Source organism: Ornithinibacillus bavariensis (assembly GCF_050433565.1).
GTDB classification, from domain to species: domain Bacteria; phylum Bacillota; class Bacilli; order Bacillales; family Amphibacillaceae; genus Ornithinibacillus; species Ornithinibacillus bavariensis.
This window is the reverse complement of sequence record NZ_JBNPWZ010000004.1, coordinates 1-23,060: the sequence shown is the minus strand read 5'-3', so window position 1 is coordinate 23,060 and position 23,060 is coordinate 1. Positions and strand designations below refer to the sequence as shown.

20 protein-coding genes, 2 tRNA genes and 1 rRNA gene are annotated in these 23,060 nt (G+C 34.6%); 4 read left to right on the top strand and 19 right to left on the bottom strand.

The genetic code is table 11. The features are described 5' to 3' along the window. Position 1: 1 nt before the first annotated feature. The 5 genes from otnK to HNR27_RS08885 all read right to left on the bottom strand — a co-directional run bounded on the left by otnK (position 2) and on the right by HNR27_RS08885 (position 5,165). Entirely contained in the window at positions 2-1,273 is a 1,272-nt protein-coding gene (gene otnK, locus HNR27_RS08905; RefSeq protein WP_429339516.1) for a 3-oxo-tetronate kinase, read from the bottom strand. Between the two features lie 33 nt (positions 1,274-1,306). Next, positions 1,307-2,566: a TRAP transporter large permease gene (locus tag HNR27_RS08900; protein ID WP_429339515.1), complete on the bottom strand. Its 1,260-nt coding sequence runs from the start codon at positions 2,564-2,566 to the stop codon at positions 1,307-1,309. After that, positions 2,563-3,042, bottom strand: coding sequence for a TRAP transporter small permease (locus HNR27_RS08895; RefSeq protein ID WP_429339514.1), 480 nt, complete (start codon positions 3,040-3,042; stop codon positions 2,563-2,565). Before HNR27_RS08895 ends, HNR27_RS08900 begins: the two co-directional genes overlap by 4 nt. A 73-nt stretch (positions 3,043-3,115) precedes the next feature. Then, entirely contained in the window at positions 3,116-4,123 is a 1,008-nt protein-coding gene (locus HNR27_RS08890) for a TRAP transporter substrate-binding protein (protein WP_212921563.1), read from the bottom strand. A 16-nt stretch (positions 4,124-4,139) separates the two neighbouring features. Next, positions 4,140-5,165 (bottom strand): zinc-dependent alcohol dehydrogenase, encoded by a 1,026-nt coding sequence (locus tag HNR27_RS08885; protein WP_429339513.1) that lies wholly within the window; start codon positions 5,163-5,165, stop codon positions 4,140-4,142. A gap of 207 nt (positions 5,166-5,372) precedes the next feature. Between HNR27_RS08885 and HNR27_RS08880 the strand changes: the two genes are divergently transcribed. Continuing rightward, a complete protein-coding gene (locus HNR27_RS08880; RefSeq protein ID WP_429339512.1) occupies positions 5,373-7,139 on the top strand; it encodes a sigma-54-dependent Fis family transcriptional regulator in 1,767 nt (588 codons plus the stop codon). Between the two features lie 406 nt (positions 7,140-7,545). On the opposite strand, the gene HNR27_RS08875 is transcribed toward HNR27_RS08880, so the two are convergent. The 5 genes from HNR27_RS08875 to groES all read right to left on the bottom strand — a co-directional run bounded on the left by HNR27_RS08875 (position 7,546) and on the right by groES (position 14,600). Continuing rightward, entirely contained in the window at positions 7,546-9,927 is a 2,382-nt protein-coding gene (locus HNR27_RS08875) for an ATP-binding protein (protein WP_429339640.1), read from the bottom strand. Then, positions 9,927-10,631, bottom strand: coding sequence for an ABC-three component system middle component 1 (locus tag HNR27_RS08870; RefSeq protein ID WP_429339511.1), 705 nt, complete (start codon positions 10,629-10,631; stop codon positions 9,927-9,929). Before HNR27_RS08870 ends, HNR27_RS08875 begins: the two co-directional genes overlap by 1 nt. Continuing rightward, positions 10,628-12,031, bottom strand: coding sequence for an ABC-three component system protein (locus HNR27_RS08865; RefSeq protein ID WP_429339510.1), 1,404 nt, complete (start codon positions 12,029-12,031; stop codon positions 10,628-10,630). The genes HNR27_RS08870 and HNR27_RS08865 overlap by 4 nt, the downstream gene beginning before the upstream one ends. Positions 12,032-12,620: 589 nt before the next feature. After that, positions 12,621-14,243, bottom strand: coding sequence for a chaperonin GroEL (groL, locus tag HNR27_RS08860; protein ID WP_212921566.1), 1,623 nt, complete (start codon positions 14,241-14,243; stop codon positions 12,621-12,623). A gap of 54 nt (positions 14,244-14,297) precedes the next feature. After that, positions 14,298-14,600, bottom strand: coding sequence for a co-chaperone GroES (groES, locus tag HNR27_RS08855; RefSeq protein ID WP_280530757.1), 303 nt, complete (start codon positions 14,598-14,600; stop codon positions 14,298-14,300). A gap of 243 nt (positions 14,601-14,843) precedes the next feature. Between groES and HNR27_RS08850 the strand changes: the two genes are divergently transcribed. Continuing rightward, positions 14,844-15,563 (top strand): CPBP family intramembrane glutamic endopeptidase, encoded by a 720-nt coding sequence (locus HNR27_RS08850; RefSeq protein ID WP_212921568.1) that lies wholly within the window; start codon positions 14,844-14,846, stop codon positions 15,561-15,563. Between the two features lie 3 nt (positions 15,564-15,566). After that, positions 15,567-15,767, top strand: coding sequence for a YdiK family protein (locus HNR27_RS08845; RefSeq protein WP_212921569.1), 201 nt, complete (start codon positions 15,567-15,569; stop codon positions 15,765-15,767). Between the two features lie 17 nt (positions 15,768-15,784). On the opposite strand, the gene HNR27_RS08840 is transcribed toward HNR27_RS08845, so the two are convergent. After that, the gene (locus HNR27_RS08840; RefSeq protein ID WP_212921570.1) at positions 15,785-16,435 is read right to left on the bottom strand and encodes a redox-sensing transcriptional repressor Rex; all 651 of its coding nucleotides are present in this window, start codon (positions 16,433-16,435) and stop codon (positions 15,785-15,787) included. Between the two features lie 187 nt (positions 16,436-16,622). Here HNR27_RS08840 and HNR27_RS08835 point away from each other — a divergent pair, with 187 nt between their 5' ends. Continuing rightward, positions 16,623-18,545 carry an ABC-F family ATP-binding cassette domain-containing protein gene (locus HNR27_RS08835; protein WP_429339509.1) on the top strand — a complete coding sequence of 641 codons (1,923 nt, stop codon included), beginning with the start codon at positions 16,623-16,625 and terminating at the stop codon, positions 18,543-18,545. Positions 18,546-18,851: 306 nt separating this feature from the next. Here the strand turns inward: HNR27_RS08835 and tsaD are convergent, their stop codons facing one another. The 8 genes from tsaD to rrf all read right to left on the bottom strand — a co-directional run. Further along, positions 18,852-19,859 carry a tRNA (adenosine(37)-N6)-threonylcarbamoyltransferase complex transferase subunit TsaD gene (gene tsaD, locus HNR27_RS08830; RefSeq protein WP_429339508.1) on the bottom strand — a complete coding sequence of 336 codons (1,008 nt, stop codon included), beginning with the start codon at positions 19,857-19,859 and terminating at the stop codon, positions 18,852-18,854. After that, positions 19,856-20,305, bottom strand: a complete 450-nt coding sequence (rimI, locus tag HNR27_RS08825) for a ribosomal protein S18-alanine N-acetyltransferase (RefSeq protein ID WP_212921573.1) — start codon at positions 20,303-20,305, stop codon at positions 19,856-19,858. Before rimI ends, tsaD begins: the two co-directional genes overlap by 4 nt. Then, positions 20,298-21,002 carry a tRNA (adenosine(37)-N6)-threonylcarbamoyltransferase complex dimerization subunit type 1 TsaB gene (gene tsaB, locus HNR27_RS08820; RefSeq protein WP_429339507.1) on the bottom strand — a complete coding sequence of 235 codons (705 nt, stop codon included), beginning with the start codon at positions 21,000-21,002 and terminating at the stop codon, positions 20,298-20,300. Before tsaB ends, rimI begins: the two co-directional genes overlap by 8 nt. 16 nt (positions 21,003-21,018) lie before the next feature. Continuing rightward, the gene (gene tsaE / locus HNR27_RS08815) at positions 21,019-21,474 is read right to left on the bottom strand and encodes a tRNA (adenosine(37)-N6)-threonylcarbamoyltransferase complex ATPase subunit type 1 TsaE (protein WP_212921575.1); all 456 of its coding nucleotides are present in this window, start codon (positions 21,472-21,474) and stop codon (positions 21,019-21,021) included. A gap of 4 nt (positions 21,475-21,478) precedes the next feature. Then, entirely contained in the window at positions 21,479-22,450 is a 972-nt protein-coding gene (gene thiL, locus HNR27_RS08810) for a thiamine-phosphate kinase (protein WP_429339506.1), read from the bottom strand. A 125-nt stretch (positions 22,451-22,575) separates the two neighbouring features. Then, positions 22,576-22,652: transfer RNA gene (locus tag HNR27_RS08805), tRNA-Asp, on the bottom strand. A gap of 46 nt (positions 22,653-22,698) precedes the next feature. Further along, a tRNA-Met gene (locus HNR27_RS08800) sits at positions 22,699-22,775 on the bottom strand. 191 nt (positions 22,776-22,966) lie between these two features. Then, positions 22,967-23,060: ribosomal RNA gene (rrf, locus tag HNR27_RS08795) — 5S ribosomal RNA — on the bottom strand; the annotation flags it as partial.

The window sequence follows — 23,060 nt, the reverse complement described above, 5'->3', positions numbered from 1 at the left end:
TTCAATCCTCCTTTGTTAACTTAGCAGCTCGCAGGAAGAAATCTTTTTGCCCAAAGTTTCCTGACTTTAAAACTAGCCTTAAATCTTTATTTTTAAGTGGTACCATAATTGGTACACCTGGTGCAATGCTCTCTCCAATTTGATAAGAATCATATCCGAGAATCTTCGTAACTGCACCTGATGTTTCCCCACCAGCAACAATAATACGATTGTAGCCATTCTCAACAGCTTTAGTCGCTAAGTATGCTGTGGTTTGTTCCAATAAATAAGATACTTTTTCTGTACCAGCTGACTGTGCTTTCTTAACATTTTCAGGCTTATCTGAGCTATATACAAGTACGGCATCATCATTAGAAGCTTGTACGTGATCCCAGATTTCTTCTTTTGTTTGGGTGCCATTTCCTAAATCAATCGGATTAATTTTAATATATTTACCATTACTGTCTTTAAATGTATCAATTTGATCTAATGTTGCTTGGGAACAGCTACCAGCTAAAATGATTGCTTTCCCCTTTGTTGAACGAATAAGTTTTTCAGATACATGATTGCTCTCTTTATTATATTTTTTTCCAAGTGCTGTCATGAGTCCCGACCCACCTGTTAATAACTGAAGGTCTCCGAACAGTTCAACAATCTTCTCTGCATGCGTTTCTTCCATATAATCAGGAATAATATAGAAACGTTCATGTTCAAGCGCAAAATCTTCCACTATTTTTAAAATTTTCTCATTTTCCATTTCGAGAATTTCATGATTGAGCTTTAATGAAGGGTACTTCCCTTGTGGCTCCATTAATTTTGCTAAATCCGATTCCCACATTGGTGTTAATGGGTGGAACCGCATATGCGTTTCATTTAATGGAACACCATTTACGATTAAGTGACCATCTTTTACAATTCTTCCATTTACCGGTAAAGCTGGAGCGAGCACTGTGTATGGAATATCATATTTTTCAAGAACCGCATCGATTATTGGCCCAATATTCCCTTCTTTTGTTGAATCAAAAGTAGAACAATATTTCACATATAATTGAGATGCACCGTTATTTTTCAACCATTCGAAAGCCTCTAGTGATTGTTGTACAGCTAACGTCGTTTCTTCTGTTCTTGTTTTCAATGCGATGACAATAGCAATATTCTCCTTGGTATCGAAATGTTCTTCAGCAGGCGTACCATTAAATAAATATGTTTTTATTCCTTGCTGAACAAGAAAGGACGCAGCATCACTCGCACCTGAGAAGTCGTCTGCGACTATACCTAAAACAATTTTCCCCACACTATCATGCCTTTCTATATTCAATATTAATATTTAGTAAAGTAAATGCGTAATTGCTGGTACAAATGCTACTAAGATAGCAATGAAAATCATAATGATCCAGAACGGAATCAATTTCCTCGATAACTCCAAGATTGGAACTTTGGAAATGTTGCTGGCTACATACATTGCTGTACCAACTGGAGGTGTTAATAGTCCGATTGTTAATGTGATAACCATTACAATACCAAACTGCACAAGGTCCATACCCAAACTCGTCGCAACTGGAACAAGAATAGGTGTTAACAATAGAATAGCTGGACTACTGTCTAAGAACATTCCAACCACTAGAAGAAGTCCAATGAGAATCAATATAATAATGGTAGGATTATCTGTAATACCCAATAAAGCATTCGTTACTTTTTGCGGAACTTGTTCGCTCGTTAATAACCAACCGAATAAGGAAGTTGCCGCAATGATTGAAGTAATTACCGCAGTACCAAGAGCTGCTTCATAGAAAATTTTTGCAAAGTCTTTGATTTTAATTTCTTTATAAACAAATACTCCGATAATTAATGCATAGACAGATATAACAGCTCCACCTTCCGTAGCAGTGAATATACCTCCTCTAATCCCTACGATAATAATGACAGGCATAAGAAGCGCCCAGAACGCAGATTTAAAATTCTTCCACACATTTGCCCAAGAGAAGCTACCTTCTTTTGGATAGTTCTTAATCCTAGCAATAATATAGCAATAAATCATGAAACCAACTGCGATTAATAGCCCAGGAATGATCCCTGCCATAAATAAATCACCAATGGAAGCCTGTGAACTCGCACCATAAACAATTAGTGCGATACTCGGTGGAATGATCAGTCCGATACTTCCTGCAGATGCAACTAGAGCCGCAGAAAATCCCGGGTCATAATTTCTTTTCTTCATTTCAGGAACCATAATTGATCCTAATGCTGCAGTATCTGCAACCCCAGAACCGGAAACTCCACCTAACACAACACCAGACACACTAACTACTTGTGACAATGCTCCGCGGAAACCTCCAACGATGGATAAAGCAAAATCAACAATTCTTCTCGTAATACCACCATGACTCATAATAGCACCCGCCAACATAAACAGAGGAATAGCCATTAATGAGAAAGAATCAAGCGAAGTGAAAAATCTTTGTGCTAACAATTCAATCGGTAATCCTGTGTAATAAATTGCACCGATAGAAGAGATAGCTATAACAAATGCTATAGGGACGCCTAAGATGAGTAAACCTAAGAACACACCAAATAATATACTAGTCATGAATTAGGCATCTCCTTTCCTTTTAAATCTTGAATCATATTGCTAATTACAAAATAAACGATGAGAACACCCGATATTGGAATAATAATATATACAAATTCCATAGGTAATGATAGGGAAGGACTGTTTTGACCACTTCCAATTTCCATCATTTTTATTCCACTGAATGTAAATAGAACCCCAAAGCCAGCAACTAAAATATTGATAATGTATTGCAAAACCTTTTTCACATTACCTCGCACACTTTTTAGTAATATATCAAGTGCAATATGCCCTAATGTCTTTACCCCTACTGCCATTCCAAGTATAGACATCCAAATAAATGTGTATCTACCCAATTCTTCTGTCCATGTGAAGGGACTACCAAATATATACCTAGAAATAACTTGCGCTGTAATAGCTAAAACCATAGCGAGCATCAATAACCCTAACACGTAGTAAAGGACTTTCATGATTAGATGATCGACTTTCTGCATTTCTGAACCCCCTAAACCTTTTCATAAAGTCAGAGAGAGTAAAGTAGTCCTTTACTCCCACAATAAATATCAACTATTTTTTAGCTTCTAAAATTTTGTTATATAAATCGATGTCTACAGTCTTTGCAAACTTCTCATGTGCAGCTTTTGCAGCTTCAGCAAATTCAGCTACATTTGGCTCGACAACTTGTAGACCTTCTTCTTTCATTTTTTCAAGGATTTTTCCAGTTTCCTCTTTCACTAAATTGTTTTCAAATTCAGTTGCAGCATCACCAGCTTTCTTGATAATTTCTTGTTGCTCTGCAGTCAACTTAGAGAATGTATTTTCACTCATAGCTAGTGTTACATATTCATACTTGTGAGCGGTTAGAGAAAGATATTTTTGTACTTCATGAATTCTCCCACCATATGTGAATGGAATTGGATTTTCTTGCGCTTCGATAGTTCCTTGCTCAAGCCCTGTGTACACTTCATTCCATGCCATTGTTGTTGGAGCTGCTCCCATTGCATTCCATGTGTCTTCCATTGCTTTAATTTCAGGAATTCTAATCTTTAATCCTTTAACATCTTCAAGTGTTTCAATTGGCTTATTTGCTGTTACGTGTCTTGGTCCACGATCCCACCAGTTTAAGATACGAATGTTAGAAGACTCTAGTACTCTATCAGCGATTTCTTGACCAACTTCACCGTGAACAACTTTGTTATATTCTTCTTCATTTTCTAGTAAATATGGTAATTCTAGTAATTGGATGGAAGGCTCAAAGTTACTTAATACACCTGCAATTAAAGCAAAGTCAATTGTTCCCATTTGCATACCTTCTGCCATATCTCTGTCTCCACCAAGTGTAGAGTTTGGATAAATTTCAACAGTCATGGAACCATCAGATAATTTCTCAACTTCTTCTTTGAACTTCAATGCTCCCTCATGCCATAGATCGCTTTCAGATTGAATATGACCTAATTTAAGAACAACCTGTTCGCCATCCTTAGCTTTTGATCCTTTTGAATCTCCCCCAGAACATCCTGCAAGAACTGCACTAATTAATATTAAAAGTAGTGCTCCATAAAGTAATTTTTTCATATTAACTTCCCCCTAATTATTTTTCTACTTCTATAATTACTTTTACTACATTTTCTTTCTTTTCATCTAAAATACTTAAGCCATGTTCCGTTTCCGCAAACGGTAATCTTTGGGTAATAAAGGCGTTTAAATCAAGACCTTCATTCACCATTTCCGTCGCTTTCTCGAAGTCCTTTGTTTCGTATGTCATTGCACCAAACAACGAAATTTCATTAAAGACAAAGTTGTATGTATTAACAGGGATTTTTTCTGTAATCATGGCAACAATACCAACTTCCCCGCGACGTCTTGTCATTGATGAAGCTTGGTCGACAATTCCAGGTGCCCCTGCACAAACTAATGCAACATCAACACCTCTACCATTCGTGAATTCTTTTACTTTTTCAACAACATCTACTTCTAATGGATTCAGTGCAAGTGTTGCACCTTGCTGTAATGCCATATCTAGATTGAATTGTTGGGTATCTGTACAAATGATATTTTTATAACCTGCTTCTCTTGCAGCGACTAAAGTTAATAAACCAATTGTTCCTGAGCCTAAGATAGCAATCGTATCTTTCTCAGAAACTGAAATTCTATCAATAGCATGTACCGCTACAGCTAATGGCTCAATTAGAGTTCCTAGCTCATAAGAAATGTTATCACCAATTTTATAAACAACCTCTTCCGGTGCATTGAAATATTCAGCAAATGTTCCAATCCATCCTGGTGTTCCAGGTGCCTTTTTATTTAAACATAGATTCACTAAGTCTTTTTCACAATATTCACATCCCCCACATCCAATATGTGGTTCAACTGTAACACGATCCCCTACTTTAAATTTTGTCACATTTTTTCCTACTTCGACTATATCACCTGCAACTTCATGCCCTAAAATAACAGGAGGCTTTCTAAAAGCATGGGTGCCTTTATATAAGTGTAAGTCCGAACCGCAAATCCCTACGGTTTTAACCTTTATTAATACTTCATTGTCTTTTATTCTTGGAACATCGATGTCTTTTATCTCTACTTTGCATTCATCGACAACGTAAGCTGCTTTCATGTATAACCCTCCGTTTGATTTTTTATTCCTCTATATTTTATGTATAACATAAAACGCTTTCAACATAATTTCGGTAAAAATACGTTTCAATTTGCGACATTTTGTAGTTTTGTGTCGAAACACGAATTACTTTTACATTAATTGTTTCAATTTTAAATGACATGATTGTATAATAATGTATGAAAATGAAAATTAGGAGTAAATGAAATGAAAAATATAAAACTACTCGCAATCGCCCCTTATAATGGATTAAAGGATCTAATATTAGAAGAGGCGAAAGCACGTAATAATTTGGATGTTGAGGTTCATGTTGCTGATATGCTAGAAGGGGTTGAGCTAGTAAAAACGTTACAGAACAAGGATTTCGATTGTATCATCTCACGTGCAGGAACAGCTGAATTAATTAGAGAAGTAACGGATATTCCTGTCATTGATATTAAAATATCTATTATTGATATGATCAGTGCAATTAAACTAGCAGAAAACTACTCTGGCTCCTATGCAGTCGTAGGGTTTCGAAGTATTACTGAAAAAGCAGAAATTGTCCGAGAGCTGAACGATTATTCCATTGATATTCAAACCATTAACTCCTTATTAGAAATAGAAGGATATTTGACAGATTTAAAAATGAAAGGTGTCAGCCTCATTGTGGGTGACGTGATTACTTCAAGTAAAGCAAGAGAGCTTGGTCTAAACACTATCCTTGTTACCTCTGGAAAGGAAAGTGTTAAAAATGCATTCGATGAAGTAGTGAATTTGTTAAAGCTTCTAGTAATTTTTGACCAAAAAAATATATTGATTAAAAAAATTATGGACTACTCGGATATGGAATATATTGCATTTAATAAGGAAAGAAAGGTTGTCTTAACAAATATTAAAACGAAACGTCAATATTTCACAGACTTTGCTAAGGAGATAGTTGACCAACTATTCAAAGAAAAAGAATGTGAAATCATAAAAGAAATGGATAACAGTTTAACTTTAATACGCGGGAAATTGTTTGAATCCAACGAGGAAGTATATGCATGCTTTTACTTTAGAGCGATAAAACCTTCAACTAAATTAGCAGATCCAGCAATTACATTTCTAAATGTTTTTGATGAGTCTAAAACAAATCTAGAAACGATTCCAACCAACAATAAGCAGTTGTTAAAGGTAATAAAGGATGTAAAAAGCTATTCCAACGCAACCAACCCTTTATTACTAATCGGTGAAATAGGAACAGGGAAGGATTTCCTGGCACATGCCATTTATAAGAATGGTCCATATCAAAAAAGTCCATTAATCGTTATTGACGCAAAATATATGGATGAGAAGAAATGGTTGAACTTGATAAATAAAGACAATTCCTTCTTAACAGAGAGTAACATTACAATCTATATGAAAAACCTGCAAATGCTAAACGAAGCCTGTCAGCAGTTATTGGAATCCTATTTTATCAATACGTATATTCATAAACGGAATCGATTTATCTTCTCTTTTGTTAATGGCTATTCCGATGTATTTGACAAAGGACCGTTTCTCCAATTCATACGTAATGAGCTAGGTGCTTTCCCTTTAGTAATGCCTACGCTAAATGATAGAAAAGAAGATATATCCAGTCTAACTAGTTTATTTATGAGTGAACTAATATTGAAGTACGGAAAACAAGTAATTGGACTTGAACCTAAGGCGCTTCAGCTACTGCAAGAATTTAAGTGGACAAATCATATCGATCAATTAAAGAGGATTATTGAGGAATGCATTATATTGACTGATACGTATTTCATCAGTGAAGAATCCGTTCAGAGTGTTCTTGCAAACGAAAGATTCCCTACTGCAAATACAACGACCTACTTAGATTTGCAAAAACCTTTGGACGAAATTAATAAGGACATTATTAACCTTGTTTTATCTGAGGAAGGGTTTAACCAATCAAAAGCTGCAGAACGGTTGGGCATTAGTAGGAGTACGTTGTGGAGGAAATTGAAGTAGTGGGTGTGGGGAGATCACTAGACGTTGACGTGAGTATACGTCTTAATATTTTTATCCCAACTATTAGAAACAAAAAGGCTTCTCAAAAGTTTGCTTAAACTTTTGAGAAGCCTTAATTAATTATACTTGATATAGCATTTCACTCGCAACTTACTTAAATAACCTCTTATGTTATGGTGTTGAGGGTAGATTACATTATGCCACCCGTCTTTGAGGGGATATTTTATATAAACATACAACAGCAAAAGTACGATATTACAAGCATTTATCTATCTTAATATTCCATAACATTCAATGAAAATTAAAAAGTAGTTAGCAAAAAGTTAGCATTACATATTATTTGTTTTAATTGCTATGTGTAAAAATTGTAAAATTATTTCTAGCCATTGACTGGAACCCTTTCACTTTAAATACTATTGGAATAAATTTCGTTTTTAATATTTATTCTTTTGGTATTTAAATTATATTTTGCAAATTTATAACGTATATACCTAGATACTTCTTCTTCATGAGTAGACATTATTATCTGTTTTTCCTTAAATTCATTTCTAAGTATCTCAGTCAATGAAGCAATGTTAATTTCATCCATTGTTTGAACTGGATCATCTATCATAATTAAATCGATAGACTTCTCTCCATATACTTTGTTTAAAGCTAATGTAAGTGCAATTGCTAAACCAGATAACTGTCCCGATGATAGATAGTTAATAGCATCATGATCAAATTTCATATCGGAAACAAATTTGATACTTTTTTGGCCAAAATTGTCACTTTCACTTATGAATAAGCCACAGCCTTTTTGATAGTTTTGTATAATCTTACCACTGTAAATATAAAATGGTATTTCAATATCTCTAATAATGTTTTTCCAATGATCAAGTATTCTTTCTTTATATATATCTATAATTGCTTCGAACTTTTGCTGAGCCAGTTTTAACTTACTCAATTTCACAGTTATATAATCAATTTCTTTCTGTAGATTATTTATACTTTCAGTACTATTATAATAATATTGATACTCTATATATTGAACTTTTTTAATTATATCCTCCAAGTCGATTTTAAAAACTTTCTTAAGATCATTCTTGAAAACTGAACTCAATATTTTCACATTGTCTTTGTGGTTAGAATAACTGTCTACCACAGGTTTTATCTGCTGTAATAAGTATTCGATAAGTCGCGATAACCTTGTTTCTAAATCATCATCTTGCTTCTTGAATCCATTGTTTAAAAATATATTAATATCCAAATTGTTTTTTTTACACCATTGAACAAATTGATTTATAGAAGATTTATTAGATATAGCACTAACCAATTCATTATAAAAGTCCTCATCCACAATATTATCTTCTGTCGATAAGTATCCTTCTATTAATAACAAAGTATTATTAACATATTTAAAGAAAAACTCATTATAAAATTCATCATATTTTTTTGTATCTTCATCTAACATTTCTAAAAACAGTGTTTTCTTCTCATCAATTGAAGCAATCAATTGTTCATACGATTTAAATTGGCTTCCACACAAAGGGCATTTTGTATTATCGAATTCCTCTTTAATTTTATTAAACTGAACTAATAATGATTCCCTCGTAAGATTCAACTGATGAATTAACTCAGAAACCTCACCCATTCTTGATTTATAAACTTTCAGACTGTCTATTTCATTTAGAATGTCATCAGTATTTATCGAAGTGTCTAATATGTTGTTTAATTCCTTGAAATAAGTAATATTTAAGTTATCCTTCAAATTCTCTTTACTAAGTTTATTTTTTATTCTTTTTAATGACACTTCATTATCTCTTAATTTTTTTATACTTTGGTAATTTTCAAGTTGATTATATGTAAGGATAGTTTGTTTAAGAAGTGTTTTATTTTCTATAACTTTATAAATATAATTATTAAATTCAGTATCCCTAAATTTTTCTCGATCTTTAACAAGAATATATATTTCTCTTAGTTCCTGTAAGAACTTATCTCTACTTTCTTTATTTACTATCGTTAACTCTTTATCCCACTCTTTAATATTTTCCTTTTCTTCTAAAAGCGAAAAAAACTCTACTTCTTTTATGTTTTCAGATTTTATCTCTTTTAACCCATTTTTCAATAATTCTATGGTTTTTTTCCTATCAGCTAATAAGCCTTTTGGTCCATCTATCTCTCTTAATTCACTGGTGATTTTGTACTTCAATTTTTCTAACTTTTCTAACTCTCTTTCCTCTTTATATGTATCAAATAATTGCGAAATATCATCCATTCTATCTTTAGCATCCTGCTTTAAAAATAAAGTGTTTTCTTCTTGTTGAACATAATAAAAAAGGCTAAAATATCTTTTTAAGTTGTCTATCGATAGAATGCTTCCAATTTCTTCTTGGGTAATAATTTTTCCTTCTTCAATAGGTATATTAAAGTCGGATAATAGATATGTTTCAAAAATATCCCAGTTATCAGGCTTTTTATCTACAGCTTTAAAGCTATTTTTAGAATTAATTCTCTTGCCAATAATCAAGTTCTCAATCTCACCTGAAAATTCGACTTTGATTTCGGTGTCTACATCATGATTATTCGAAAATAGAACCTCACGGAATCCATACCGCCCATCAACTGTGTTCTTTATTCGACTTATTACTCCTGTTAATATTAATTCTATAGCATCGAAAATAGTAGTTTTTCCAAATCCATTTGGCCCATCTAATACAATCAAGTCTGTTCCTGAAAAATCCAATAACAGCTCTTCAATATGCTTAAAATTTTTCAAATAAATTCTACTAATTTTATATCTATTCATCACTCAATACCATCCTCTATTAAAGTAAGAATATTGTCTGATATTTTCTCATTATTTTCATCAAGGTTAAGTAGGGTATCTTTAAATGTAAATAGTTCTTTTTGTTGCAATTCTTCATTTATTACTGCACTTAGATCTTCCATTTTTTCCAGTCTCTTTTCTAGCCTTAAAAAAGGTATTTTAATCATTAACTTTGTGCATATTTCATATAAAACAGTAGTGTCATTTTCTTCATTCTTTTTAAAAGCTAAAAACTTATTAGTATCATTGATAATTCTATTTAATATGCTATTGGAACTTTCGTCCTTTCCTCCGAACAACTTTTCTAATTGTTTATAGCTATCTATATTATAAGTAATTACATACTTTTTAAAGAAATAAGGATCCTCTTCAATTTCAAATATTTTATCAGTTATTTTTTTTGTTTTACTATTGGTCGTATTCACACAAACAATCATCGATAGATTTTTATCCATTTTTTCATCATATCCATTTACTAATTTCTTTATAGAATTAAAATATGTCGGCACTTCATTAGATAAAAAATCTTCCTTTATATCATCCACATACAATACTAAATAATAATTTACAGCATACTTACTGTTATTCACCCAAAAATCAACAAGGTTCCCTTCGAAGGGAGTTTCTAATTCAATATTACTAAAACCATTATCATAAAATATTTGTCTTATTATCTTATTCAATTGATTATTTCTCCCTTAGCGTTATTTAAATCTATTAGGCTAATATTTTTAATTTTGGTGATCCTATCATGGTAATCATTTGATCTCTGCATCTCTAAATCCTCTGGCTCGGGGACATTTGAATGAAATTTAGTATCCTCTAACGTATCCATATTGATAGAAGTTGTAATAATCTTATCTACTTCATTTAATAATTCTGGATGTGCATTATTTAAGATAGCTTTAGCCAATTTTTGATTTCGAACTGGATGATTTTTATCAATTATTGTTGATGGTAAGTATGTAACATTTATTCCTTCCTGATTTTTTTGATTGTAGACCCACATGTTTTGTTCCAATTCCTTTTTTACTTGTTTTGTTATTTCGAAGAAACCATCATTTAATCCTGTTCGGTTTAAACATTGCTGTATCATTTTTACAATATGGTCGGGATGATCTTTATTAACTTCATTGTTTGGTGTAATTTTTAAACAAAACTCTAAGAACTGCTCATCATCCAGTTCATAAATCTGTTTAATTATTTTATTTACTAGAAGTATTTCTTCAGCCGATATTGTTTCCATTTGATATTCCTCTTGTAAATCATCTAAATAACTTTGAGAAATACTATTAAATTCATTCTTTAAAAAATACGCTGCATATTCTTTACTAACTGATTCAAAATTATGTTGCACTACTTTTTGAATTTCTATAAAATTTATTGATACTTTTTCCACTTTATTTCCCGATTGAATATCAATTTGTCTCTCTCGAATATTCTTATCTATTAAACCTAATAAAAAGTGATACGCTCTAACCACTCTTGTCTCTGTAGCTGCAGTTCCAATAATTTGTTTTAATCTAGCTTTAATAAGTTCTTCTATCTCTTCAAGTGAACAAAAATAATTACCATTTTCGTACTCATATAAATCAAATTTTTCAAATAAATCATGATACTTTCCGGACCCAATAACTTTATCACGACATTCTATTGAACTAGCATATTTTTTACCTTTTGATTTAGCTTTACCTGTCTCCTTTTCATTCATTGTATACGTTAGTAATTTTTCCTCGAGTTTTTCAAAGTTTGTTAATTTTTGAGTGACATGTAAATAAGCATTTTCGAGCTCTTTTATTTCTAACAATTTTGCTAATAATAACCAAGTTGCTTCTTTATATGATGATGTAGCTGTGTCTGGCATTGTTTTAACTTGGTGTATAGAAATATATCTTCCCTCTTTTTTAATAGAAAAATCTTCAAGCCATTCTAATTCTATCTCAAATTTTTCTATATCTCCTTTAGGGATTTCCTCCATCAACTTTAAAGCTACATAAATCGCTACTTTACCTTGATGATTATAACCGTTCCAACTAGGACTGGCATCAGTAGTATATGGAGCCATTACCTCGAGCATAGTCATTTCTTTTACCTCCTTTTTAAAATAGTATTTCTAGTAAAACTATAAAACTATGAACTTATTAGTTATCTAATTTAATTTTCCTCTACAAATTCTATCGTGATTTTCTTTAATCGTTTATTTTTACATTACAATTTCTTTACAATAATCATATCAAGCTATTCATAATGTAACAAGTTAATAACTAACTCAATAAAATAGTTTGTTACTAGAATTATGTAAGTATCCTATTGTTTAGGTTAATTTTTGATTGCTTCACATATATAAATTATGTCCTTTCTCTTGGCATTCCCATAGGTATTGCTTAATATGGCTGTAATTAATGTCTCCCACATTTACTACTCCATTATCAATGCAATAATTGATAAATTCTCCAAGCAACGTCTGATAATTCCTTATGTTCGTCTTCGTTGCGTTCTTAAATCTCCTATCATCCAAAAAATCTTGAAAAGCAAATTTTAACAACATAAAAAGACTACCTCCGTAAATTAGGAAGTAGTCTATACTTTAGAAAAAAATCATTTACATGACTGGTTCTCAGAAAGGGTGAAGTATAGCTTTAACTATTTCTCAGATGTTTGGCTCAAAAGCCTTACATCATTCCACCCATTCCACCCATATCAGGCATTCCGCCGCCAGCATTCTCTTCAGGAATGTCAGCTACTACTGCTTCAGTAGTTAGGAACATAGCCGCTACAGATGCTGCGTTTTGTAGTGCAGAACGAGTTACTTTAGTTGGGTCTACAATACCAGAATCAACCATGTTTACCCATTCTCCAGTTGCTGCGTTGAAACCAACACCAATTGCTTCGCCTTTTAGACGTTCTACAATTACAGATCCTTCTAGACCTGCGTTAATTGCGATTTGGCGTACTGGCTCTTCTAGTGCACGAAGAACAATTTTAGCTCCTGTTGCTTCGTCACCTTCTAGGCTTAAGCCAGCTACTTTGTTGTATACGTTAACTAGTGCAGTACCACCACCAGCAACGATACCTTCTTCAACAGCTGCACGAGTTGAGTTTAATGCGTCTTCGATACGTAATTTACGTTCTTTTAGTTCCGTTTCAGTTGCAGCACCAACTTTGATAACTGCTACACCACCTGCTAATTTAGCAAGACGCTCTTGTAATTTTTCCTTATCGAACTCAGAAGTAGTTTCTTCTGCTTGAGCACGGATTTGAGATACACGAGCTGAAATAGCTTCTGGGTTTCCAGCACCTTCAACAATTGTTGTATGTTCTTTTGTGACAACAACTTTAGATGCGTTACCTAGTTGCTCAATAGTTGCACTCTTAAGCTCTAAGCCAAGATCTTCTGTAATCACTTGACCACCAGTTAGGATAGCAATATCTTCAAGCATTGCTTTACGACGATCACCGAATCCTGGAGCTTTAACAGCTACAGCGTTGAATGAACCGCGAAGCTTGTTTAGTACTAGTGTAGCTAGTGCTTCACCTTCAACATCCTCAGCAATTAATAATAGTGATTTACCTTGTTGAACTACTTGCTCAAGCACTGGTAAAATTTCTTGGATATTGCTGATTTTCTTATCAGTGATTAGGATATATGGATTTTCTAGAACTGCTTCCATTTTATCTTGGTCAGTAACCATGTATGGAGAAGCATATCCACGGTCAAATTGCATACCTTCTACAACTTCTAGTTCTGTAGAGAAGCCTTTTGACTCTTCGATTGTAATAACTCCATCGTTACCAACACGTTCCATTGCTTCTGCAATTAAGTTACCAACCTCATCATCAGCGGAAGAAATTGCAGCTACTTGTGCAATGGATTCTTTTCCTTCAATTGGTTTTGAAATAGCATGTAGCTCTTCCACTGCAGTAGTAACAGCTTTTTCAATACCACGACGAATACCTACAGGGTTTGCACCTGATGTAACGTTCTTTAGTCCTTCACGAATCATTGCTTGTGCAAGTACTGTAGCAGTTGTTGTACCGTCTCCAGCAACATCATTTGTTTTTGATGCAACTTCAGATACAAGCTTTGCACCCATGTTTTCAAATGCATCTTCTAGTTCAATTTCTTTTGCAATGGTTACACCATCGTTCGTAATTAGAGGTGAACCAAATTTCTTATCTAGAACAACGTTACGACCTTTAGGTCCTAAAGTTACTTTTACAGCATTAGCTAATGTATCCACACCACGAAGCATTGCGCTGCGTGCGTCTTCACTAAACTTAATTTCTTTAGCCATATATAATGCCCTCCTTAGAAATAATTGTTATTATTAATGCTTTCATTCTAATTGTTATTGAACAACAGCTAAAATATCGCTTTCACGTAGAATTAAGTATTCTTTTCCATCGTACTTCACTTCAGTTCCAGCAAATTTAGAGAAGATGATACGATCTCCCTCTGAAACCTCAAGTTGAACTCTTTCTCCACTTTCTGTGACGCGGCCAGAACCTACTGCGACAATGCGTCCTTCTTGTGGCTTTTCCTTTGCAGAGTCTGGAAGCACAATACCGCTTGCAGTCTTCTCTTCTTGCTCAACAAGCTCGATTACAACACGATCTCCTAGTGGTTTAATCATGTAGACAACCTCCTTAATTCTTTTAAAGTGTTTTTATAAAATGATTGTTAGCACTCATAACTGTTGAGTGCTAATTCCAATTAATATAATAAATAATTTTGTTTGGTTTTGCAAGCACCATGCAACGAAATTTTTTAATTTTTCTTGTACAGGTTTATTCTATTATTATATAGACGATGAATATGATACAATACACAGGAACATTTCGCATTATGTACGATACTGATAACAACCTATGTAGACTTTAAGGAGCTGTTTTCATTGCCAAAAAGGTACTGGTTGGTCATACTAACCTACATCATTGTGCAACTTTCAGGTGGTATTTATATACCAATCCTAAAACAATTTTTTTCGAATCATGCATTAATGGTATCCGTCTATTACACGATGATAGCTAGTTTTGTAATCGGGTTAATTGTTATATTGACTTTAATGAAGCCGGATATGGAATTAAAGCAAACTCGTAGTCGCCCTAGTACTGAAAATATAGCCTTATGGGCCATCCTGGGTGTTTTTATGGCTTACTTTGCACAAGCTATCGCAGGAGTAATAGAGACCAATATACTAGGTATTGAGCTTGGTTCAGAAAATACCCAAAACATTATGGACATAACAAGAGCTGTCCCATTGTTTGCGGTTATTCCAGCAATAATTGCGCCGATTCTAGAAGAAGTTATCTTCCGTAAGATTATTTTCGGATCTCTCTATGAACGGACCAATTTCTTTATTGCTGCTCTTTTGTCAGCCTTTATATTCGGGATTATCCATGGGGAACCAGAGCATCTTCTCATTTATGCATCCATGGGATTTGTCTTTGCATTCTTATATATAAAAACAAAATCAATCATCGTACCAATAATTGTCCATATGACGTTAAATACCATTTCCGTCATCGTACAATTTACTTTTTCCCCTGAGGACTTAGAGAGATTACAAAAGCAGGTAGATAGTATTCAGATGATTTTAATTGGAGGTATATAAAATATGCGATTTACTGCCAGGACAATGGCACTCATCTATTTTGCTATGGCCATTGTGTTTATATACTTTGCCGTTCGATATGCGGATGAGACGGTATGGAACTTTCTTACCATCTTCTTAGCAGTTATTGCTACACTAGATATTGTGACAGGCATTCGTTATTTACGATTACACTATAAATTAAAGAAAATAAAAAAGGGGTAGCAACATGCTACTCCTTTTTACTCACTATATAGTTCTGTTTTTTCTAGCGGGTAATGCTTTAAAAAATAGACTAATGCTTGAAGCTCTACAGCTAAATCAATATGGTGAACCCGAATATCATCTGGTACTGTAATCCTTGCAGGAGTAAAATTAAGAATCCCCTTTATCCCCTGAGCCACTAACCTCTCTGTCACACGATCCGCTTCCATAGCTGGAATAGTCAAGATAGCTACCTTCACATCATCTAGTCTCTCTTCTAGCTCATTAATATGGTAGATAGGTACACCACCAATAGTTTGTCCTACCTTATTGTCATCGGCATCAAAAGCAATTTTTATTTTCGTATTATTATTTTTCATAAAGTTATAATGAAGAAATGCCGTACCTAAATTCCCTACACCAATTAAGGCTACATCAGTAATCTCATCCTGATCCAATGTTTTACGGAAAAAACCTAGCAAGTACTCCACATTATATCCATAACCTTTTTTTCCGAGCGCACCGAAATAAGAAAAATCCCTGCGAATCGTAGCTGAATCTACTTTCACAGCATCACTTAATTCTTTCGAAGACACACGTGTTTTTCCTTGCATTTGTAAATTATTTAAAAAGCGATAATATAGTGGAAGTCGCTTTGCTGTAGCTTGTGGTATTTTATTTTGATCCAAGCTTATTCCTCCTTAATTAATGTATCCCTAGTCATCCAATCTAATCTCTAATAACATTATTTACTATATCCATTTCTATTTTAACAAATTTTTATAAGGTAGTGTGAGTGTTTTCACAATTTTGCTTATGTGTATATTGCCGAAATCGTACTTTGTAAGATAAACTGATAGTACTAGAGGTGACATTATGATAATTATGCAATTAAATGATATTTCCAAATCATTCGGTGCCGAGGAAATATTAGCTAATATAAAACTAGAGATAAAAGATAAAGACCGTATTGCAATCGTTGGCCGTAATGGTGCTGGTAAGTCAACCCTATTAAAAATTATGGCAAATGAAATGACTTATGATACTGGTGAACTTATAAAACCGAAGGACTTAACGATTGGCTACTTATCCCAGCATACTGGCTTAGAGTCAGGTAATACCATATGGAATGAAATGCTTGAAGTCTTTCAAGAATTAATTCAGCAGGAAAATAAACTTCGTGAAATGGAAGGTAAAATGGCGAACCTAGGTCAGCTAGATGCGGATGAATCTTCCAAGTTATTATCCGAGTATGATCGCCTACAGCACGAATTCGAATCAAATGGTGGTTATGCATATCAATCTGAAATAAAAGCCGTTTTAGCTGGACTTAGTTTTCTAGACTATGATGACCAAACACCAATCAATGAATTAAGTGGTGGTCAAAAAACGCGTCTTGCATTAGGGAAGCTTTTATTAAAGAAGCCTAATCTGTTAATCCTAGATGAGCCAACAAACCATTTAGATATTGAAACATTGACATGGTTAGAAAAATACTTAGTTGGCTATCCTGGTGCGGTTGTCATCGTATCCCATGACCGCTACTTTTTAGACAAGACGGTATCTATTGTGTATGAAATATCCCGCCATCGCACGAAAAAGTATCATGGGTCATATAGTGATTTTCTTAGGCAAAAGGCTTTGAACTTTGAGCAAGAAATGAAAGAATTTGAAAAGCAACAGACCGAAATAAAAAAGCTAGAAGAGTTTGTACAACGAAATATTGTAAGAGCCTCGACAACAAAACGAGCGCAAAGCAGGCGAAAACAGCTCGAAAAAATGGATCGAATAGACAGACCACTTGGTGACGAGTCATCTGCTTCCATCACCTTTGAAATTACGAAACGGAGTGGAAATGATGTACTGAAAATACAAGATCTTGCTTTTCGTTATGAAAATGAGGCAGAGCCACTATTTGAGCATGTCTCCTTTCACATAACACGTGGGGAAAGTATAGCACTTGTTGGTCCAAATGGAGTTGGTAAAACAACGTTACTAAAAAACATTTTAGGAAAGTTAAATCCATCTAGTGGAGCAATTCAGCTTGGTACGAACGTTCAAATCGGTTATTATGACCAAGAACAAGCAAATCTTAGCTCACATAAAACAGTCCTAAATGAGCTTTGGGATGAGTATCCAACAGTGAATGAAAAGGATATTCGAACCGTACTAGGAAACTTCTTATTCTCTGGTGATGATGTCTTAAAGCCAGTACAATCTCTAAGTGGTGGTGAGAAAGCCCGCCTAGCACTTGCTAAGCTTCGAATGCAAAAAGCAAATTTATTAATTCTGGACGAGCCAACAAACCATTTAGATATAGATAGTAAAGAAGTCTTAGAGGCAGCATTAATTGATTTTCCAGGTACCATCATTTTTGTATCCCACGACCGTTATTTTATAAACAAAATAGCTGATAAAGTGGTTGAAATGAAACAAGGTGGTGCTACGGTTTATCTTGGTGATTATGATTATTATTTAGAAAAGAAGGAAGAAGAGGCCGAGCTTGAGCGTTTACAAAATGAAGATAAGCATGACAAGAAACCAAATGAAAAACGGTTAAGCTTTAAAGAAGAGAAAAAGCTTCAAAGCGAGCAACGGAAGCGTGAAAGACAAATCGCCAATTTAGAAGAAACGATTGAAAAATTGGAAGAAGAATTAGTACAGCTTGAGGAAAAAATGACCGAGCCAGAAGTCTATGAAAACCACGAGAAGGCTTTGGAATATACCAATAAGACGAATCAGGTAAAACAAGAAATTGAAAAGCTAATGGAAGAATGGACAGCTTTACAGGAAGAATAAAGACAAATAGCTTTTAAAATAGATAATCAGACTAAAATGCCATCACAATGATGGCATTTTTTTATATAGGTTAAGGGAATGAATAGATATTATGTATGAAGGATTGTAGATGCAAACTGCTCCGAATGAAATGATGACCTTATCCACAATCCATGTTCCTTATAAACTCTTTTATTATCAATTATCAACAAAGTTATGCACATTATCCACAAATCAAACAAGAGTTATCCACTACTGTTGTCAACAGGTAAAAATCTATTTTACCAAAGTATATAAAAAAACATCCACAATAGCTGTGGATATTTTTTATTTTAATAGTAACGATGGATTCGCATTTAAATCTAAACCTGCTCGTTTTCCCTTTTCAAAATCTATAGTACCTGCAGCAGCAATCATTGCTGCATTATCGGTGCATAGCTTTAATGGAGGAATTAATAAAGGTATTCCAGTTTCAGAGAACCTCGCCTCTAATTCAGCACGTAATCCCCTATTCGCAGCTACCCCTCCGGCCACTATAACTTGCTTTACTTGATATTGTTTAGCTGCTTTCACGGTTTTTGTGACTAGTACATCAATAACACTTGCTTGAAAACTTGCAGCGATATCCTCTGGTTTTAATGTAATCCCCTTCTGATTGGCATTATGGATTTTGTTGATAACCGCGGATTTCAACCCACTAAAGCTAAAATCATAGCTATCCTCTTCTAGCCAAGCACGAGGAAAATCAATAGAGATTTCTCCCTCTCTTGCTAAACGGTCTATATGTGGACCACCTGGGTACGGTAGATTAAGCATCCTTGCCACTTTATCATATGCTTCACCAGCTGCATCATCTCTTGTCTCACCAATTACTTCATAACTGCCATGTTCCTTCATTAGGACTAACTCTGTATGTCCACCTGAAACAATTAAAGCTAAAAGTGGAAATTGAAACTCTTCCATCAATCGATTGGCATAAATATGTCCTGCAATATGGTGGACCCCAACAAGCGGTTTATTATTTGCAAATGCTAGGGCTTTTGCTGCATTTACACCGATAAGCAATGCTCCAACTAAACCTGGTCCTTCCGTAACTGCAATCGCATCTATATCATTAAAGCTCAAGTCTGATTCTTGAAAGGCCTCTTCTAGAACAAGTGTAATCTGCTCCACATGATGTCTAGAGGCTATTTCTGGAACAACTCCACCAAATCGCTTATGACTTTCGATTTGGGATGCCACAACATTTGAAATAATTTCCCTACCATTTTTTACAATAGCTACTGCTGTCTCATCACAGCTAGTTTCAATTCCAAGTATATATGTATCCTTCATGTTAAATTCACCCACATTACAAGCGCATCCTCATTATTATCCGTATAATATTGTTTTCGAAGCCCTCCAGGAACTAGGCCAAACTTACGATACATCCGTTGAGCTATTATATTTGTTACTCTTACTTCTAATGACAGGCGAGTAACACCTAACCTAACCGCTTTTTGTAAGGAAAATCGAAATAATGTTTCCCCCAATTTCTTGCCACGAAAGTCAGGTAATATAGCAATATTCGTAATCTGTGCATCATCATGAACAATCCACATTCCAACATAGCCAACTATTTTATCTGCTAGTTCCATAACATAGTAATGAGCATACTTATTTTCTGTTATTTCCTGTCTAAAAATTGCTTCCGTCCAAGGTGTAGTGAAAGAGGCAGCTTCCACAGTCATTACCCCACGAATATCTGCTAATTCCATTTCTCGAATTAATACATCAGCCATTGGCTTTATCCTCTTGCGCTTTTATCCATTTTGCTTCTGCCTCAGCTAACCTTAAATAATTTGGTGTCAAGGTATGTACTTGATCTTCAACCTTATCTATAGCTGCTAGAGCTAAGTCAGAAGGATTCATGATATGGTAAGGCATCTCTGGTATTTCTGCATATGATGATAGCCTTTCTTTAATCAGTTGACGGTGCTTCTGAATATCCGGACTAATAAATAGGATATTACGTTCCATCTTTTCTAATTGCTTTAGCCAATCCTCAATTAAAACATTTTGCTCTTTCTCTACCAGCACCAAGCTATCTCCATTAACCTTATATAATCCAGTATAAATTAAACCCCTTCTAGCATCGAAAAAAGGACAGATTAGAGAATTGGTCAGTAATCCCCGATAGGCCAGTCCTTCCAAACTAGATACTCCTACGACTGGTATTTTTAATGACCATGCTAGGGTTTTAGCAGTTGTCAGTCCAATTCGAACTCCAGTATAAGAGCCTGGACCTTTTGCCACAACAATTTTACTTAACTGCTTAGGCTCCAAGCCTACTTCTTGCAATAAATAATCTATTGCCGGCATTAAGCGAACTGAATGGTTTTTAGCGATATTTGTGATGATTTCCCCTAACACCTCGTTATCTTTTAAGATAGCGACTCCTAATGACTGTGTCGAGGTATCTATAGTTAGTGTATACATATTGCTACTCCTTTTCCTATCCAACTAAAGCTTCTACAATATCCTGATAACGGGATCCAGTCGGTTCAAATGTAAGTAGTCGTGAATCTTCATCCAAATAGTTGATAATGATAGTTAATCGTTCAGATGGAAGAAAATCTTCAATATATTGTGCCCATTCTACAACACTAATTCCATTTCCATTAAAATATTCTTCAAAACCTATATCTTCATCTGAACCCTCTAATCGATAAACATCCATATGATAAAGCGGAAGCCTACCATCGTATTCTTTTACTATCGTAAATGTCGGACTACTTAAGGTTCTACTTATACCAAGACCTCTTGCAAGTCCTTTTGTAAAAGTCGTTTTTCCCGCCCCCAAATCTCCCTCCAAGGTAATAACACTACCTGCATCAAGAAGATTTGCTAGCCTTTCTGCAACGTTTATCGTTTCTTCGGCATTATTTGTTTTTAATTCATACTTCTCCACTATTTCACCTACTTAAATGGTTGTATCCCTTTTTATCTAGACGTTCCATCTTATTGCTTCCATTATCGATTAGCACGGATCCTAATTCTTGCTTTGATGTAACATAACCAATTGGAGTGACCTGCACATTATTTCTTTCTGCAATTAATAATAGTTTGTCCCAATCTTTTTTAGGTACAGTACCCATCAGCTCAAAATCTTCACCACCAAACATTTTCCAGTTATATTGTAATTTAGGGTTAAACTGATCAAATGCTGGATGTACCGGTATATTTGCCTCTTCAAGCACTAGAGTCACATTAGATGCCTCCGCTATTTCATTTGCTTCACTAGCTATTCCATCACTTATATCATTTAAACTAACTCTCAACAAGCTTTCCAGCCCTAGTGCGAAATCTACTCTTGGAAAAGGCATTTGGTGTTTGTTTATGAAATACGAACGCTCTTTATAATTACCTGGATGGTTTAAAATATATAATCCCGCTTGTGAGTCTCCTAGAAATCCCGTTACAAATACAATGTCACCTTTTTGTGCTAAAGAACGATACCGAATTCTATCTTTTTCCCCATAACCAATAACCGTTATAGAAATAACTAATTCCTTTCCAGAAACGGTATCTCCGCCTATTAAGTCCATATTAAACAAATCGGCTAAATCCCTCATACCTTGAAAAATAGAATGTACTTCTGTCATTTCCCAATCTCTCGGAATAGAAATAGCAACAAGATAAAACGCAGGCTTTGCTCCCATGGCTGCCATATCACTTAAATTAGCCGCCAAAGCCTTATAACCTATATGATACGATTTCATGGTATGCTTTGCAAAATGAACATTCTCTACAAACATATCCTTGGAAATCACTATTTCCTTTTCATAGGAATCAAAAACAGCCGCATCATCACCTATACCTTTTAATAAAGTCGACTGTTTATGAATAGACTGCTTTATCGTATCAATAAATGAAAATTCGTCCATTGCAATCACCAAACCTTCTCGTACAGCTAAATTTAATGATAGCAAAAACTTTGCCATGTTACTAATATTAAAAAACACATGGTCTCAGTGGAAACCATGTGTAAATATGTATTATGGAATTAAACTGGCGGTCCGGACGGGACTCGAACCCGCGACCTCCTGCGTGACAGGCAGGCATTCTAACCAACTGAACTACCGGACCATTTTTCTTTTAAATAAGTGAATTATACACAGTAAGTTTAAAATTTTGGTTGCGGGGGCAGGATTTGAACCTACGACCTTCGGGTTATGAGCCCGACGAGCTACCAGACTGCTCCACCCCGCGATAATATAGAAGTGAAAATTTGAGCGCTAATTTAGATGTTAGTATTATCTAAGAAGTGACCCCTGCATCTTCTAGCATATTCAAAGGAGCTTATGCTTCGGGGTTACTCGTAGCGGATTCGGTAGAGGTAACGCTCGTTGCTCCACCCCGCGATAATAAAAAGGTAATAAACATTTGATTATAATAATAATGCCTGGCAACGTCCTACTCTCGCAGGGGCAATGCCCCAACTACCATCGGCGCTGAGAAGCTTAACTTCTGTGTTCGGTATGGGAACAGGTGTGA